15 protein-coding genes are annotated in these 16408 nt (G+C 40.4%); 8 read left to right on the forward strand and 7 right to left on the reverse strand.

The window, feature by feature from the left end; all coding sequences use genetic code 11:
- Nucleotides 1-27: 27 nt before the first annotated feature.
- The 3 genes from R2Q80_RS20720 to R2Q80_RS20730 are packed head-to-tail and all read left to right on the forward strand — an operon-like array spanning nt 28 to nt 3245.
- The gene (locus R2Q80_RS20720) at nt 28-717 is read left to right on the forward strand and encodes a hypothetical protein (RefSeq protein ID WP_316801442.1); all 690 of its coding nucleotides are present in this window, start codon (nt 28-30) and stop codon (nt 715-717) included.
- Nucleotides 704-1699 (forward strand): beta-ribofuranosylaminobenzene 5'-phosphate synthase family protein, encoded by a 996-nt coding sequence (locus R2Q80_RS20725; protein ID WP_316801443.1) that lies wholly within the window; start codon nt 704-706, stop codon nt 1697-1699. Before R2Q80_RS20720 ends, R2Q80_RS20725 begins: the two co-directional genes overlap by 14 nt.
- Nucleotides 1692-3245, forward strand: coding sequence for a non-canonical purine NTP pyrophosphatase (locus tag R2Q80_RS20730; protein WP_316801444.1), 1554 nt, complete (start codon nt 1692-1694; stop codon nt 3243-3245). The genes R2Q80_RS20725 and R2Q80_RS20730 overlap by 8 nt, the downstream gene beginning before the upstream one ends.
- A gap of 8 nt (nt 3246-3253) precedes the next feature.
- Here the strand turns inward: R2Q80_RS20730 and R2Q80_RS20735 are convergent, their stop codons facing one another.
- Nucleotides 3254-3655 carry a hypothetical protein gene (locus R2Q80_RS20735; protein ID WP_316801445.1) on the reverse strand — a complete coding sequence of 134 codons (402 nt, stop codon included), beginning with the start codon at nt 3653-3655 and terminating at the stop codon, nt 3254-3256.
- Between the two features lie 182 nt (nt 3656-3837).
- Entirely contained in the window at nt 3838-4404 is a 567-nt protein-coding gene (locus R2Q80_RS20740; RefSeq protein ID WP_316801446.1) for a hypothetical protein, read from the reverse strand.
- Nucleotides 4405-5451: 1047 nt separating this feature from the next.
- Between R2Q80_RS20740 and R2Q80_RS20745 the strand changes: the two genes are divergently transcribed.
- Genes R2Q80_RS20745 through R2Q80_RS20755 form a run of 3 tightly spaced genes read left to right on the forward strand, consistent with a single transcriptional unit; the run spans nt 5452 to nt 10589 of the window.
- Entirely contained in the window at nt 5452-6045 is a 594-nt protein-coding gene (locus R2Q80_RS20745) for a TlpA disulfide reductase family protein (RefSeq protein WP_316801447.1), read from the forward strand.
- Nucleotides 6042-9218 carry a SusC/RagA family TonB-linked outer membrane protein gene (locus R2Q80_RS20750; protein ID WP_316801448.1) on the forward strand — a complete coding sequence of 1059 codons (3177 nt, stop codon included), beginning with the start codon at nt 6042-6044 and terminating at the stop codon, nt 9216-9218. The genes R2Q80_RS20745 and R2Q80_RS20750 overlap by 4 nt, the downstream gene beginning before the upstream one ends.
- A gap of 15 nt (nt 9219-9233) precedes the next feature.
- A complete protein-coding gene (locus R2Q80_RS20755) occupies nt 9234-10589 on the forward strand; it encodes a RagB/SusD family nutrient uptake outer membrane protein (protein WP_316801449.1) in 1356 nt (451 codons plus the stop codon).
- Between the two features lie 40 nt (nt 10590-10629).
- Here the strand turns inward: R2Q80_RS20755 and R2Q80_RS20760 are convergent, their stop codons facing one another.
- From R2Q80_RS20760 to R2Q80_RS20770, 3 genes are all read right to left on the reverse strand, one after another.
- Nucleotides 10630-10989: a hypothetical protein gene (locus R2Q80_RS20760; RefSeq protein ID WP_316801450.1), complete on the reverse strand. Its 360-nt coding sequence runs from the start codon at nt 10987-10989 to the stop codon at nt 10630-10632.
- 235 nt (nt 10990-11224) lie between these two features.
- The gene (locus R2Q80_RS20765) at nt 11225-11779 is read right to left on the reverse strand and encodes a hypothetical protein (protein ID WP_316801451.1); all 555 of its coding nucleotides are present in this window, start codon (nt 11777-11779) and stop codon (nt 11225-11227) included.
- Nucleotides 11780-11863: 84 nt separating this feature from the next.
- Complete coding sequence (locus tag R2Q80_RS20770; RefSeq protein WP_316801452.1) at nt 11864-12247, reverse strand: hypothetical protein; 384 nt, start codon at nt 12245-12247, stop codon at nt 11864-11866.
- Between the two features lie 171 nt (nt 12248-12418).
- Between R2Q80_RS20770 and R2Q80_RS20775 the strand changes: the two genes are divergently transcribed.
- Nucleotides 12419-13339 carry a LytTR family DNA-binding domain-containing protein gene (locus R2Q80_RS20775; RefSeq protein WP_316801453.1) on the forward strand — a complete coding sequence of 307 codons (921 nt, stop codon included), beginning with the start codon at nt 12419-12421 and terminating at the stop codon, nt 13337-13339.
- A 67-nt stretch (nt 13340-13406) separates the two neighbouring features.
- On the opposite strand, the gene R2Q80_RS20780 is transcribed toward R2Q80_RS20775, so the two are convergent.
- Nucleotides 13407-14588, reverse strand: a complete 1182-nt coding sequence (locus R2Q80_RS20780; RefSeq protein WP_316801454.1) for a hypothetical protein — start codon at nt 14586-14588, stop codon at nt 13407-13409.
- Entirely contained in the window at nt 14585-15220 is a 636-nt protein-coding gene (locus R2Q80_RS20785; RefSeq protein WP_316801455.1) for a DUF6266 family protein, read from the reverse strand. Before R2Q80_RS20785 ends, R2Q80_RS20780 begins: the two co-directional genes overlap by 4 nt.
- A gap of 536 nt (nt 15221-15756) precedes the next feature.
- Here R2Q80_RS20785 and R2Q80_RS20790 point away from each other — a divergent pair.
- A complete protein-coding gene (locus tag R2Q80_RS20790; protein ID WP_316801456.1) occupies nt 15757-16407 on the forward strand; it encodes a DUF6266 family protein in 651 nt (216 codons plus the stop codon).
- Nucleotide 16408 lies beyond the last annotated feature (1 nt).

Genomic DNA, 16408 nt, shown 5'->3' on the forward strand with positions numbered 1-16408 from the left:
TTACAGTTGTATTAATGTACTTACTAAATGGCGCTCTACGACAAATACCTCAAATTTAATCTAAGCAAAGTAATTGCAGTAGTATTGATAGCATTAACAGTCCTATCAACTAAGCTGTTTTTTAGCATTTCAGACCCACAATATAGTAGCCTGGTCTCAGGCTTAGCTACTGGTTTCGCTCTTGCGACAATTCAATTTTTCTTTAGTTGGTATGAGTATGCAAAGATCGATAAGTATCAAAAGATGAGTATAATAGATATTCGTAAAGATAGAGATGACAGAGAATTGTATGGTTCCTTGATTTCTGACGCGAAGGAGCAAATAATTGTGTTAGGTTCGACAGCTTCAAGATTATTGAGTGATTTTGCAAATACAGCTAGCAATCAAGCAAAAAATAAGTACTTGTTAACTGCATTAAGTAAGGGGGTAAGGGTTAGAGTGCTTTTACCAGATAAACACTATTTAGAACAAGGCCAACAAGCGCAATTCGACAACACTAAAAATCAATTTCAAGCTCTTCAAGCTCAATATTCCAATTTTGAATATAAATATTTTCAACATTCACCCTCACATAGTATTTTTCTCGTGGATGATGAATGTATTTTAGGGCCAATGTTTCCTGGTATTTCGAGTAGAAATACGCCTTCTATCCATGTTAAATCTTCAAGTCCTTTCTCAAGAACCTATCTAGAATATTTTGAAAATGAGTGGAGGTAAATCAGTACATATCAAGGCATTCCCAAGAGTCCATGTCACTTTGATTAATATGACTAAAAAAGGCATAAGATTAAATGGAGGCATTGGTTTTTCTATTAAAAATCCCGAAATCGAAATACATATTTCGAAATCCGAAAGTTTTGAAATAACAGACGACAGACAACAACCAATTGACGAGAGTCAGTTAGGTAGACTATCCACAAAGATCCGAAATTTAATAAAGGATTTAAGTCTAAAATTAAGTATTAAAGTTAGAGTAACGGGAAGTATGCCAGTTCATTCTGGTTTTGGGTCAGGTACAATTTTAAGACTAGCGTGTATTGAAGGATTGCTTTTAATTAATGAAGTCGACTATGATGAACCGCTGTTAGTAAAACTTTCAGGACGTGGGGGAACATCAGGAATTGGTATAAGAACATATTTCAGTGGGGGTTATGTGTTTGATATGGGGCATAAAAATTTTGGTCAAATGCTACTTCCATCGTCAAACAAAGAAATTGATACTTTACAATCTTTGCTCATTTCAAAAGGTACCATGCCCGCTTGGAAATTTGGTATTTGTTTTCCCAAAAAATTGCTTACGAAAGCTTATTCTGAAGAAGATTTTTTTTTAAAAAATGCAAATATTACAGAGCATGCTGTTTATAAAACTTTATATCACACTATGACGGAGGTCTTCTGTGGGATCAAAGAGCTGGATAAGTTTGCTTTTGAAACTGGAATTAATTCTCTTCAGGAGTGTACTTGGAAAAAATCAGAAAGAAAGTTATATCTAGGATCTTTGCAACATGCCGAAAAAATTTTATCACAAACCGGAGCAACTATGTTGGGAATGAGTAGCTTGGGGCCAGGATTGTTTTTTTGGGGAGCAACCGATGTAAAAGACATTATTACTATGGCAGAACCACTACTCCCAGATTGGCATTTTATTGATACAGTAGCAAATAATCAATCTAGGATATTAATTGTAAAAAATGCTTGAGTTAACTTTTATCACATCTAGTAAAGAAAAGATATCTCATGCAATATACTTGTCTAGAGATTACCCTGTAAGAATAAGTAAGCAAAAAAACTATGGCATTGGTTATGTTGAACCAAGAATTGGTAGTAGAGAAGAATTGATTAAAAGAAGTGTTGAGGATGCAATATTGAGGTTTGAAAAAACAACGAAAAATGCTAACGAAAAGTTCTTTATTATTGAAGATACTTCAGTAATAATCGATGAGTTAAGTAAAAAAGCTGAATATCCAGGAGTAGATGTAAAGTATTGGATGAGAGAGAATAATTTTCTTTCTATTGACAAAATGCTCAAGAAAGCAGGAAATAATCGAGCCGTTACGGTGAGATCGGATGTGATTCTTGTTTTAAATAAAAGTTTGAGTGATAAATTCAAAAAAAAGTATCTTTCATTTACAAGCTTTTCAAAAGGACATATAGTTGAAAAGGAGGTATATATAAAGACTCAGCCTCTATATCCTTGGCTCAATAATAGAACTTTTAATAAATGGTTTGTACCCAATGGCGAAAATGTGCCAATGAGCAAGCTTCCTATAAGTAAAGCTGACAAATACGACTTTCGCGCAGGTGCCTTTAAAGAACTTTATACCTTTTTAAAGACCCAGAATTACTTGAAGGCTGATACATTCAATGAACAATTGGAGTTGTTTGAACCTGTGGCATTTATTATTTGTGGACCATCGTGCGCAGGCAAAACAACACTTTCGTCATTCCTACAGGATAAATATAATTATTATCATTTTGAAGCAAGCGACTTTATGTATTTGAGCTATTATGACACTCATGGGGTTAAGTCAAACGTTCCAATTGGAGACTTTGCTGAAGATGCGTTAAAAAAAAATCCAACGATTGTTACAAATCAAATCTTAAGATACCTTCGCCAATTTAAACATATTCCAATTTTGGTTACAGGATTTAGATCACACCTTGAAGTTGATCAATTTCTTAAGAAGTACCGTGGAGGCTTGAATATTGAAGTAATATATGTAGAGTCTGATGAGAAGATTCGATTCGTGCGAAATTTAGAAAGAAATCGGGCCGATGTTGTAAATAGCATTGAGAATTTTCAGAGAAAAGACCTGCAGCAATTCAAAATGGGGTTGACAATAATTAAGGAACGGTTTGAACAAGGAGTGTTAGAGAATAATGAGTCATTAAATGAGCTATACGAATTGTTCGAGAGTAAGTATCAAAATCAACTTTTGGGCGGGTTGATGAATTATAACAAAAAATTACCTGAAGCATTTAAGCGAAGAAGTTTAGAAAATGTAGTTATACAAGTTTTATATGATAATACGCTAAAATCATACACTACAACAGAAATTTCCCATCTTATAAAAAAGAGCCAGATCTCTCTACCAAAGAGTAAAAATAATATAAGTCGATATTTCAACCAAAATTTTCATCCTTTTTACGAGATAAGTGTTAATGCAGACGGGAAAATCACATATAGGTTATCTCAGACGGGGAAATCTTACGGAAAATGGATTAATAGGAATTTATCATTGTAACTCAAAGGCTAATCGATAAATGAATTTTTGTAATCAATTGTGTCAACAATAGCAATGTAATATCCTTTTCCTGCTAGAACATTTGCAGAATGGTATGTTCCTTTTGGGATAAATACGGTTGATGGGGATTTAACTTGAAAAACTTCATCATCCAGTGTTATCTCAAAAATTAAATCTTCACCTAATAGAATGTTCCATTCATCACAATTATGCGCATGTTTTTCAGAATATGTTCGGTGTTCAAATTTTAATGGTTCGGATATCTCATGAATTGCTATATGCATATTGAAATTAACATCTGTACCTAATCCAGACATCAATAATCTCTTTAATGGAGCCTCTCCATGAAATTTGATATTCTCAAGGGGAATTTCCACACCATTTGTAATTAAATGTTTGTTGTTTTTCATAAGTATAATTTAAGTAGCGTAATTTATTTGGCTTCAATCAAAGACTCAACCGTTTTAGTGCCTTTGTTGCTAGTGCGATCAAGGTCTAAGAATAATCCTTTAAATTAGTTTAGGCAGGCAAAAGTTGCCTGCCATTTTTTTGATAATTTGTTCTTAATTCTATCAAATGATTAAATACTTTATCATTCAGCCTCAAATATTTTTACGAGCCTGTAATATTCTGGCTTAGCACCTGGACCCTTTTTTGCAACCTCCTTTTCACCAGTTTTCTCCACAAAATCTTTGAAAGAAGTATTAAGACGAATGATAATATCGCTTGGCTTATATTTAATCCCATATTCTTTAAAAATGAGCTCCGCCATATTCGTTGCTAAAAATCGCTCACCAATCTTAAAAGCTGATAAAAGGCTTGACATATGTTGGTAGATTTTGCTCGGATTGTACTTAGTCACTACAGATGGACCTTCTCTTAGACGAAGTTCTATTCTATCTTTTGTGGAATCTGGTAGACTTTCATAAGATGGAAGAGGGGTCTCAGGATCTCCAAATTTAAAATATCTTAAGCCAAAAATCTGTGCAATTTGTTCTAAGGTGTAATGTACTACTGTACTTTCACCACTTAGTAAGCGTTCTATCACTTCCTTTTTTGTATTAATTAAATGAGCGACATCAATAGGCTCCAAATTGAATTCAGAAAAGTAACGAACCAATATCTTTGCAAATTCTTCTGAAAGCTCCAATTTGTTCATAATTATTTTAAATTATTTCTTCTTTTATAATTTTATTTATATATTTGATATCAGATAATTACAGCGACAAATCGAGTGGGGTAGTCCTCTCTTGAAACGATGTCACTCATGGCAGAAAACCGTCAACCTTTCCACATGAGCCGATCGTGAGTTCGCCATTTATATTGGATATTTATATCTTTGATATTCTATATTCAATATGGCGAACTTCATGTGAGTCTTTTGTGGATTTCAGAATTTCTGAAATGGTTTCTGACGGTACCACTGCTAAAAGCGTTGAAGTTCGCCATATTGGTTTCTTACCAATCTGGTTTCCTTCCACTTTATTGAGTATACATCGCTTTACATAACCAAATAGTAAGATTATGGAAACGAAAGAACTATGCTTTATTAAGAAGTTTCATTTTCGATGAAAGAAAACGAAATCATGCCCTAAAATTTGTGTAAGAACGTACTTATTCAACATCCCAATTTTTTGTAAAAAAAAAACTGGAAAAAAAGTTACCTATTGGTACAATGGAACACGGCTGATTAATATAATCAGAAGAGCTCCTGAGCCTTGGTAATTTATTTCCGGATCAAGCCTCCATGCTAATTAAAACAGAGGGCCTACTTCTTTGGGTTGTGACGATTCTAAGGTAAGCATCTTTTTTATAATTCGCATAATGGTTTTCCGCCTATTGGTGGGAAACCATTGGGCTTGGTATTTTACAACCATACATTTTTTAAAGTTTAAAGATAGCATTGAAGCTGGGCGTGCAATTCCTGTGCTGCTGTTGCATGACTAAAGGGTGATTTATGCGGGGCAGCCAGGTTTTGTGATGATACCTGTTATTTTTAGTAAAAGCTACTATACCAAACTAACTATATTATGAAACCACATTTATTTTACCACTTCAACAGGCTTTTCGCAATGAAGCCGCGGCAGCCAGAATAACCCCATTGCAAGGCAGGCGGATCATGTTATGTAATTCTTTTATCTTCGGATTATACTGACCTGCCTTGTTTTTGCTTTTTCAATCCTAAACTTTTATTAAACAAAACCAAATGCGAAAAAATATACTTTTCAACGCAGTGGCATTGCTATGCCTGAATTTTAGCGCCAGTGCGCAAGAAAAACAAATCCTACTTAGGCCTGTAAGAGGAGGTGAGCAGGTTCCCGATGAATTTTGGAATACACCTATGCAAGTTTACCGGAACGGGAAATTTACCACGGAGAATTTAATGCAATACAAGGGCAAGGTCATCGTGCTCGATAGCTGGGCAAGCTGGTGTGGAAACTGCATTGAAGGCTTTCCAAAACTGAAAAAGCTACAGGATAGTCTGGGTGATGACTTGCAGGTTATACTGGTAAACAAGAAAGCAGTTCGCGATGATAGGGCGAAAGTAGAAAATGTATTCAATAATAATCAGGCAGCTGTCGAGAATATGTTTACGCTGGTCGAAGATACCTTAGTTAATTATTTATTTCCAGCTGTGTCTTTACCAACTTTGGTGGTTATCAATGGTGATGGATATTTAACAGCGGTAATGGAAGGTTCAATGTTTCACCCTTCAAACATCATCGTTCTTGCTCAGGAACGAAGAAGGGTACTAATTATTCGGGAGAGGTATAGACAACAGAAAAACGTAAAGCCATGATCAGGAAGTATATTTTTTTATTGCTACTGATGAGCTATAGCTGTGTTTTATATGGGCAAAGCTTGAAAGGAACTGTCTTAAATGAGAAGGGAGAACCACTTAAAGATGCAACTATCTCGATCTTAGGTTCAAACCAAAAAACATCAAGCGGGGGCAGGGGAGAGTTCATGTTCACGTTGTCAGCGGGAAGGTACCGCCTTAATATTACCTATACCGGGTTTCATTCTATTGATACGGTAATCAATGTTCCATTCGGACACAATCTACAGGTAACGATGCAACCTGCAAACCGGCAGCTGGAAGAGGTAACAGTGAGCACAGGATACCAGGATGTGGTAAAAGGCCGTTCAACCGGATCATTTTATAAAGTAGATCAGGCACAGTTGGTACAGAATGTGAGTCCTTCAATATTGACCAGACTGGCGAACATCACCAGTAGTTTTCAGGTAGATAAGAGAGCGAATGTAGCCACTACCTACCAGATCAGGGGGCTGGCATCACTGGATAGCAGGAGCATGATGCCATTGGTGGTATTGGATAATTTTCCATATGAAGGTAACCTCGATAACATTAATCCCAACGATATCGAAAGTGTAACGGTATTGAAAGATGCTGCGGCAAGTGCTATATGGGGTGCAAGGGCAGGCAACGGCGTAATCGTGTTGACCAGTAAAAAAGCCAAAACAGGGGAGACCATGCGTATTGATTTTAACAGCAGTTTGAACATTCAGGCCAAACCAGATCTATATAAGGCCGATCAGCTTAGTCCGGAGGCAACTGTTGATCTGGAAAGCATGCTATTTGCACAGGGCTATTATGATGATCGCTTCAATAGTACCTACTATCAGGTTATTCCTGAAGTTGCAGAAATTCTCAATGATCAGCGACAAGGTACAATTACGACTGCGACTGCTGCACAAAAACTAAACCAGCTGAAAACACAGGACTTGCGGAGCGATATGCTAAAATATCTGTACCGTACAGCAGTAGGGAAGCAGTATGCTTTGTCCATTGCAGGAAACAGCAATGCGGTAACTTACCGTTTGTCGGCAGGTTCCGACAGAAATCTGACTAATCTTGAGGGCAATGAGTCACAACGATTAACTTTCCGGTCTGACAATACCATTTCCCTAAACAAAAACTGGAAGGTACAAGCGGGGATTGCGGTAACCAATAGCCTGAGTAAGAGCAATAGCCCTGCCGGTTATGGCAGCTTTTCCGCATCGGAAGGAGGGGTTTCTGCTTACAGCAGGTTAGCCGATGATCAGGGTAATGCCTTACCCATCAATTTATATTACAGGGGGCGCTTTACCGATACTGTAGGGAAAGGGCGTTTGCTAGATTGGAAATATCGGCCGCTGGACGAACTTGCCAATAGTGATAAACAAAACCGGCTTTTCGACGTAGTGGTGAATCTGGGCAGTAGCTATCGCATTACGCCCTGGCTTAGCGCTGATGTGAAGTATCAATACCAAAGAAGTAATGAGAAAACACCACAATTTAATAGCGAAGCCACCTATTTTACCCGCGACCTGATTAACCGTTTCACCGTATTAGGCAGTTCCACTACCTACAACCTGCCCCGCGGTGGAATTTATAAGTCATCAGACATTGCGCAGCAGAGCCATGCGCTAAGGGCACAGCTCAACCTGAACCATCACTGGGGCAATCACCAGGTGGATGCCATTTTAGGCGGGGAGCAAAGGGAAATAAACCAGCGGACGGATAATACATTGTTATATGGATACAATCCTGAAACCCTGAATAGTGTTGCGGTAGATGGGGTACATGCCTATCCAACATATTTAAACCTCAGTAGCAGTGTATATATTCCCACTGCCGGCATACCTGCAGAAACTGTGAACCGTTTTATTTCGGCTTATGCCAATGCTGCCTATACTTTTCGCGGGCGTTACAAAATTACGGGTACCGTACGACGGGACGCCTCGAATTTGTTTGGGATACGAACGAATCAACGTTGGGTACCCTTGTGGTCGGTAGGCGCGTTATGGAAATTGAGTGAAGAACCATTTTATCACAGTGAGTTCATCCCGAAAATGAACCTGAGGGGATCTTATGGCTTTAGCGGGAATGTAAATACGAATGCGTCTGCACTCACGCGGATCACCTATGCAGAGGCTGCAAGTTCACCGATCAACCAGGCATACGTAACCGTAACTACGCCGCCTAATCCCAACCTGAGGTGGGAGCAAACTGAACAATTAAACCTGGGTCTTGATTTCGCCATTAAAAATGATCGGGTTAACGGCAGTATCGAGGCTTTTTCAAAATATTCTTTTGATCTGATGAATACGGTTTATACGGATGCCACTTCAGGTTTTAGTTCTGTTACACTGAATTCGGCAGCCATCAAAGCCAGGGGCATAGATGTGGTACTGAATAGCAGGAACATCAATGGTAATTTCAGCTGGCAGAGCAGCTTATTGTTTAGCTACATTAATTACAGAGTGGTGGGTACCTCAGCAAATTTAATAACAGATGGGCTTACCAGTGATGGCGTAACCGTATTTCCAGTTTTGGAACTTAATCCTTATGCGGTAGTAAGCTTCAAATGGGCAGGGCTGGATCCGGCAACAGGGAATCCGCGTGGTTATGTAAACGGACAAATCAGCACTGATTACGATGCCATTGCCCTGACTCCGCTCAGCCAGCAGGTGGTACATGGTTCTGCTGTTCCACCCGTTTTCGGAAACCTCCGAAACACCTTTAACTGGAAAAACCTGAGCCTGACGTTAAATATCCGCTATGAACTTGGATATTATTTCCGCAGACCCGCTCTGAATTATGCAAGTATGTATCTCAATAGTAATGGAATCAGCGAATACGAACAGCGCTGGCAAAAACCGGGCGATGAAGCACATACCAATGTGCCTTCGCTGGTGTATCCCGAAAATGGGATGCGCGATCTCTTTTATACACAATCAGAGATCACTGTGGAAAGGGGCGATCATATCCGCTTGGAAGACATTTACCTCAATTACCAGTGGCAGCCTCAAAAAATTAAATTCCTGAAACAGGTTAACTTTTACCTCTACACCAATCAGCTTAACCTGATCCTTTGGAGGGAAAATAAACTGAATCTTGATCCTGACGCAGTTCAAGGGATTCAAAACAGGATCAGCCTGGCAGCTGGAATTAAAGCCGGTTTTTAATTTAAAATAAAAACAATGAAAACAAGATTTTTATACCTCACCTTAATTATCGTCATTTCAGTAATGCACTGGAGTTGTGAGAAGTATCTGGAAGAAAAACCCAACAAAAGAATTTCGACCCCGGACAAGTTAAGTGACTTACAAGGGATACTTGATAATTATGCCGTGATGAACGGGCAGTATCCATCAGCAGGTGAAACCTCGGCAGATGATTATTACCTTAACGATGCCAGCTGGTCTTCATCCACCGAAAGGCAGCGAAATCTTTACCTCTGGCAAAAATATGATGTGACTACTGCAGACTGGAATCCGCCATACAAAGTGATTTTTAATGCTAATCTGATTATTGAAACCATACCAACACTAAAGCTTAGCGATGCTGAACAAACCCAGGCAAATGTGATTAAAGGGCAGGCTTTATTTCTAAGATCCTTTTACCACCTTGCGGTTGTGCAGCTTTTTGCCACTACCTACAATAATACCAACGCGGCCAGCCAACTGGGTATTCCGCTTAAACTAGTTAGCGATGTAGAGGCTAAAAGCGTAAGGCCAAATCTGGCTGAAACCTACGCGCAAATATTGGCCGATGTAAAGGCTGCAGTACGATTATTGCCTAATGTGTCAAAGGCTAAGTATCTGGCGACTAAACCTGCGGCATGGGCATTACTGGCGCGGACAAACCTGTTGATGGGGAATTATCAGGATGCCGCCCTTTACGCCGATTCCTGTTTGCAGGTGAGCAGTACGCTAATTGATTATAATAGTGTGAGTACAACAGCCACCATCCCTTTTGCCCAGTTCAATGATGAAGTGATTTACGATTGCCGGACAGCGGTAGCTTCGGTACTGGCACAAACCAAAGCGAAAGTCGATCCGGTCTTGTATGCATCTTACGCCTCAAATGATCTCCGAAAAACGGTGTTCTTTAAGAAAAATACCGATGCTACTTACGCATTTAAGGGAAATTATACGGGATTGAGTACTGCGGTATTTTTTAGTGGCATGGCTACCGATGAAGTGTTGCTGATCAGGGCAGAATGCAAAGCAAGATTGGGTTTGCTTGGTGCAGCAGCAGGCGACCTGAATACCTTGCTTAGTAAAAGATATAAAACAGGAACGTTCAGTCCATACACGTTTACTAATCAGGCTGCGGCTTTAAGTACCGTTTTGCTGGAACGCAGAAAGGAGTTGCTCTTCAGAAATTTGCGCTGGCCGGATTTAAAACGCCTGAATCAGGAACCTGCACAGGCGATCACTTTATCCCGAACGATAAAACAAGTGGTATACACCTTAAAACCAGGCGACATCAGATATGTGCTGCCAATTGACAAAACAGCAATACAGCTGAGCGGGATGGAACAGAATCCATAAAAAAGCGGTGGCATGTATCCGCATGCCGCCGCTCCACTGGTTAGTTACGCATTTTAATCTCGGTAATCTGAGCGGCATCAGCTTGTTCTGAAGCCCACAATGCATCTTTTACATCATTAAACTCATCAGTGTCTGGTGCAGCTAGTGAACCGTTATCTGTAGCTAATGATACACCACAGACATGTGAACCAGTTGTACAGTTTTGATCCTCCCTTTGATAATTTGCAGGATTCTCGATTTGTGCCTGAGTGTAGGTGGTTAATTTGTATTTATAAAAATACCCCACCCTGTTGTTTTCTTTTTCGCCATCGGAGCGGGTGAAGGCACTCATGCCCGCTACGGTAGCTAAACCGAGTACTACGGCCATCAGGCCGGACTTGATACTAGCTAATTTGTACATAATGTTATAATTTAAGGTTTACAGAAACCAAAAAGCATTACCACGATCACGTGAACCACTCCGCCAAATTGTTGAACATAACCGTATCGGTACAGGTTCAGGCGATCAGGGTTATGTATCTGATTTCTAATACTAAGGTACCATGAAATGCTACTTGGAAACGATGTTCAACGGGTGGCAAAAATGCTGTTCGATGGGTAGTAAATTTACTGTCGGATGAACAGCAAAAAGGGCGTTATAGCAGTTTACTATAGTGCCTGACAAATAAATTGTATTCCAGACAGAGGTAGTTGGCGATATCCTTTTTTCGCAGAAAAGGGAGGATGCTCCGGTTTTTTCTGATAAATGCTTTGATACGTTCCCGGGCGGTATTGAATTCCAATAACTGAGTACGGCGCTGTCGGGATTGAAAATGTAAATCTTCAATATTGAAGTATAGGCTCTGCAATTCATTGAACTGATCGAATAGCTGCCACTGCCTGGTATTATCAATGTAAACTAGGGTCGATGGACAACTCGCCCTGTAGAAATGGTGATTGCTACCAACAAATGTCACAACATATTCATTGGCAGTGAGCAGGTTTACGATTGCTGGCTTAGTGCGCAGCGAGGAGTCATATTCTTTAATAATACCTTCAATAATAAATGCAACTGTACCTGCCTGGCAGATAAAATTTTCTCCGGTTTTAAGCTTAACAGTAACACATGCTGCGGCAAGTGCCTGCCAGGCCACCAGGCTGTTTAGTCCGATGGCATCTAAACAGGTTTTAAGTTGGATGAGCTGATCCATAGGTTTTGATTTTAAATGAGAAATGCCCTGCAACCTTCGTCAATTGCAGGGCTTAATTTAAGGACTTGTTCGTTCCATACCATGTCAGTTATAGCTTACTTCAATCGTCAGGCTTCCGCTGGCCTCGAAGTTGCCATTGGAATCGGCTGTAGCGGTAAGGCTACTGGTCGGTTTAAACAGTTTATCCGATTCATCACCTTCAGCCCTTGCGCTGTACTTGATTAAAGTGATGGGTAAACGGTTGGCTACTGCGAAACTGGCTTGCTCAGCTAAAAAACCAATCATCTGGCTGTTCATCTGATTAAAGTACGCTTGTTGTTGAGCATCAAGCTCAAACCATCGGACTACCCAGGCGGGCAGATCCAGCCGGATGGCGGCGGCTTCTTCCTGCCGTTCCGCATCGGTTAAACCATAGAGGGCAAGCTGTGTCTGCTCTACACCCTCCTCATCAAAAAAGTGTTTAATCATGTTATGTAATTTTATTTTGCCAAATTATTTCGGCGTTATAAAATTATTCCCCATTTGTTTATATTTGAAAAAAATCACCCTCAAACTCGCTAAACGGTATATTCCCTTTTACGGGAACGGTACCTTTTGCCCAAAACACATCCCATAAGCATATTTTTAATACTTGTGGTTATGCATTTTTCAGCTTTTTGCCTCCAGGGTTGGAGAGCCTGGGTACATCTTTTAGTTACCCTTTTTATTTCATTTTTAGCAGGCTTGGTTATTGTAATGCAATTTACAGGCGAAAAAATTCGTGATTTGATTCATGAAGGTTATTATTATATTTCCATATCTGAAAGTGGGGCGATAGCCTTTGTTTTGATCTGGTATATTTACGCCATCACATGCTGGTTAAACAGCAAGGATGGCGGATTTAAGTTGACCTCGAAGCGATTTAAGAAACAGTTTTTTTATGGGGTGGCTGTTGCCGCTGGTATCGAACTGATGCTTGCCGGTATGCTTTATCACTTAAATGGGAGACAGCCATTTGGGGGAAGCTTTTTTTACCATATTTTTATGATGGTGTTACTTTTTTTAATGGTGGTCAATTCAACCTATTGCTTTTATTTCGAATACATGGAAACGCGGGCTCACCGACCAGAAATCGTTGATTTCGGAATTCCGGATCAGGATAGTCAGCCACCTTTATCCACTGATATAAACCCACCAACTGCCACTGAAGATACGCCTAAAATTCGTTATGTGATTTTGCCTGTTAAGCCCGAAAAGAAGATGCCGCTTGGTGAGGATGAGTTTTGCTATATCATTTGTGTGAAAAACCTGGGCCATGCGGCTTACCATAGTAGCGGGGAATGGGTTAACTGGGACTATAACCTTACACAGTCATTGAACAAGATAAAAACAGAAGATTATTTTCGAATTAATAAGCAAGCATTGATTCATTGGAGAAATATAAAAGAATTACAACGCGATGAAAAAATACTTTATGTAATACCACACCATGCTTATGAAAAAAAATTGCTGGTCAGCAGGAGCAAAAAAAGGGCATTTAAAAAGTGGTATTTTGAGCACATGCGGAACCAAACTCAGTAAAATCCCGGCAACGGAGCAAATCCGTTGCCGGGAGAAAAATGATAGTATATCCGGATTTGAACATAATCTAGTCACCACTTCCAAAATCATCATCAATTCTCTGACAAAGCTCCTTCAGCTTGGCTTTCATTGCATGGGCCGTTCGCGGAGTTACCTGCTTGTATTTAGTGGCTAAACTACTGGCTGATAACTCCTGCTCGCCAATGCGCGGTGTTTGGAAATGATGCGCAATAAAGGCGAGTAGCTGTGACCGGGGTTCGGCTTGAATGATGCCTGATTCGCACAGTAGCTTCATGAAATAAGCCAGTGCCGCTACAGAGAAACTGGTTTGCACGCGGTAGCTACCTATTTGAGCGGTATGCTTCAGGGTTACACCTTTACCTCCAGAATGGTACTGCTGTTTCTTTTCAATGCACTCCAGCTCGGCCTGCACAAAAACCATTAACTGATACTTAACACTGTTACGTTGCACGCTATACCGGAGATTGGCTTTTTCCTGTTGTACGGTTAGCCGCTTTTCGAAATGACATAGTTGTTCATAACACTGTTTCGTTCCATAATGGGGTTTTAGCGCCTTTTTAATCAACGACTTGCAGTAATCCACAAAATGACATTCATTAAAGCACCAGTAAGTGAGGTGTTCAATGAGCTGATAATCGAAATCCAGATCACTCGCTTTCTCACATAGTTTCAGAATGGAAAGCTGTAGCGCAGACATGTATTGCAGGTGCTGGTAGGTATGTTGCTGACTCAGATGAAACCGGTCAAAAGCAGCGCAAATAATGTTGAGCAATTCACTGTAAATCTTTTTACGTTTCAAAGCGGCTTTCATCACCGTCATTTTCTGAAAGGTTTTATCAGTAATGCGCTGTATTTCTATGTAGGGCGCATTGACCTCACAGCTGAAATAGCAGTTGTGCTGATGCAGATGTCGCAGTAACTCATCCAGGCATTTCCTCATTTGATCTGCTAATGCAACCTGATCAGGCGTAGCCATTTTGGTTCTGGGCAACATATCAAGCAGCGTAATACACTCGCGCTGCGTATGCAGGATTTTCCTTTTAATGAAAACTTCCGGCTTTTTACTAAAGCTCAAATTCTGTAAATAATCAATCATTACATCTTTAATCATCAACAAATCGCCAGCCTGATTTACGGCAAAGGAATCTGTAACAATGGATGTGGTATTGTCTGAGTGCGTTACTGCTTGCTGCACCAACTGCCTGAGTAGATGAAGCTGTTTTTTCATATCACATCCACCTTTCCCAGATAATAGCTGTTAGATACTGCTCTTCCGTTATGGCCAATCACACTGATGAAAACCTCCACCTCGCTGGTCCATAAACGTTTCTCCATCTTGAATATACAGTTGCCCGCATTTCTTTTTACACCCCCGATCATACCGTCGGCCCTTTTCCGTTTAGCACTGTATACCACAATCATGATCAGATCATCAATATGGAAATGACCTTTGGTTACATCTTGCCATTTAAACTGCAATTTAGAAGCGCTTAAGCGGGTACATGTTGGGTTTGCAACCACTTCCAGCTTTCCCGAACTCAAAAGCAACTGGCTGAAGTCGATACTGAAATCGGGATATTCCCCTTGCAGCGCTGTTTTGAAGTTGGCCGTAAAAGCGGCATTGAATTCCGTTTTCCCTATTGCCGCATGTTTAAATCCCTGCAACAGATATGGGTGGAAGGGTTTGAGAAAAGAAGTGAGGTACCCAAATTTAGCCTGGGCCATTTTGCGCGGTGGGGTTTGCACCGGTGGTATGGAGGGCTTGGACCGTAAATAATCCGTCCCTTTCCAGTTAGCGCCAACAACAGGACCTATCTTTCCTGACAGGCCGCCTAAAATTCCTTTTTTAATCTTCGTCATAATTCCTTTGGTTTTAGTTTTATAATCCTTCGACCACGGCATATAATCGGTACAGGGTTATAGCATAGCCGGGCCATACCCGAAACTGGCCTGGAACGTAAAAACACGTAGCAGACACGTTCGAGACACGTTCAAGACACGTACGAAATACGAACAAGTTATAGGGAAAAGTAAAAGCATTGTGCCTGAAATACAGGAGGAGAATGAAGCATTCCCTCATTTCAGAGCCAGGTGTTGTGACGAACCAACACTTAAATTTAAAATATCAGATTTTAATTTCCAAAAAAAATATTTTTTGGTTACAAATGTCACCCTATTGAGCGGAAATACAGTCGTGAAAATTAATTGTAAATAAAAATAAATGCCATTTATGTGTGTGCTGTGGCACATTTCGACCAAAGGTACCGTACCCAGGGGACTATTTTAAGGCTTTTTATTCGTGTTCCTTTGTTCTGTCGCCGCTGGCATGAACACACCGGTTAGCTTCAGGCACAGGACGACGAATTAACAAATTTTTTCATTTAATCCATAAAACAATGGGAGTAATTAAACAGGGTATCCTTGGGGGATTCCGTAAGAAAACAGGAACAGTGGTTGGTGCTTATTGGCGCAGCTTAGATGTAATCAGGGGTTTGCCCCGCAGTAGTGGGAAGGCGGCAACGGAAAAGCAACTGTCGGTACAGCTTAAATTTGGATTGGTCACACCATTCCTGAGCAGGTTTGCAGCCCTGATCAACAGGGGCTTTGCCTCATCGGCAGGTGTGTCGACACCGATGAACGTTGCAGTTTCTTACCACATCAAAAACGCAATTGTGGGCATTTATCCGGATTACGAAATCGAGCTGACCAAGGTACGTTTCAGTGAAGGTTCGCTGGAATTGCCGGTTGAGTTTCTGGTAGAGCCGGCTGCGGGCGGTATTGTGAACATCAGCTGGGAGTATGACGTACAACTTAAAGATGATCGCTACATGCCTAGCGACAGCTTAAGTGTACTGGTATATAACCCGGTAAAGTCCAAATTCATGAGGGCTTCGCTGGTAGCAGAGCGATCTGCCGGTACTTATGCCATGCAGCTTCCCAACGTGTTTGTCGGGGATACGGTTCACATTTATGTGGCTTTTAGCTCTACTACCACTGCCAATTTGAACAGTGATAGCACGTACATCTCCGAATTAACGGTGCTGTAAG

The sequence above is a fragment of the Pedobacter frigidisoli genome (genome assembly GCF_032678525.1).
In the GTDB taxonomy this organism is placed as follows: domain Bacteria; phylum Bacteroidota; class Bacteroidia; order Sphingobacteriales; family Sphingobacteriaceae; genus Pedobacter; species Pedobacter frigidisoli_A.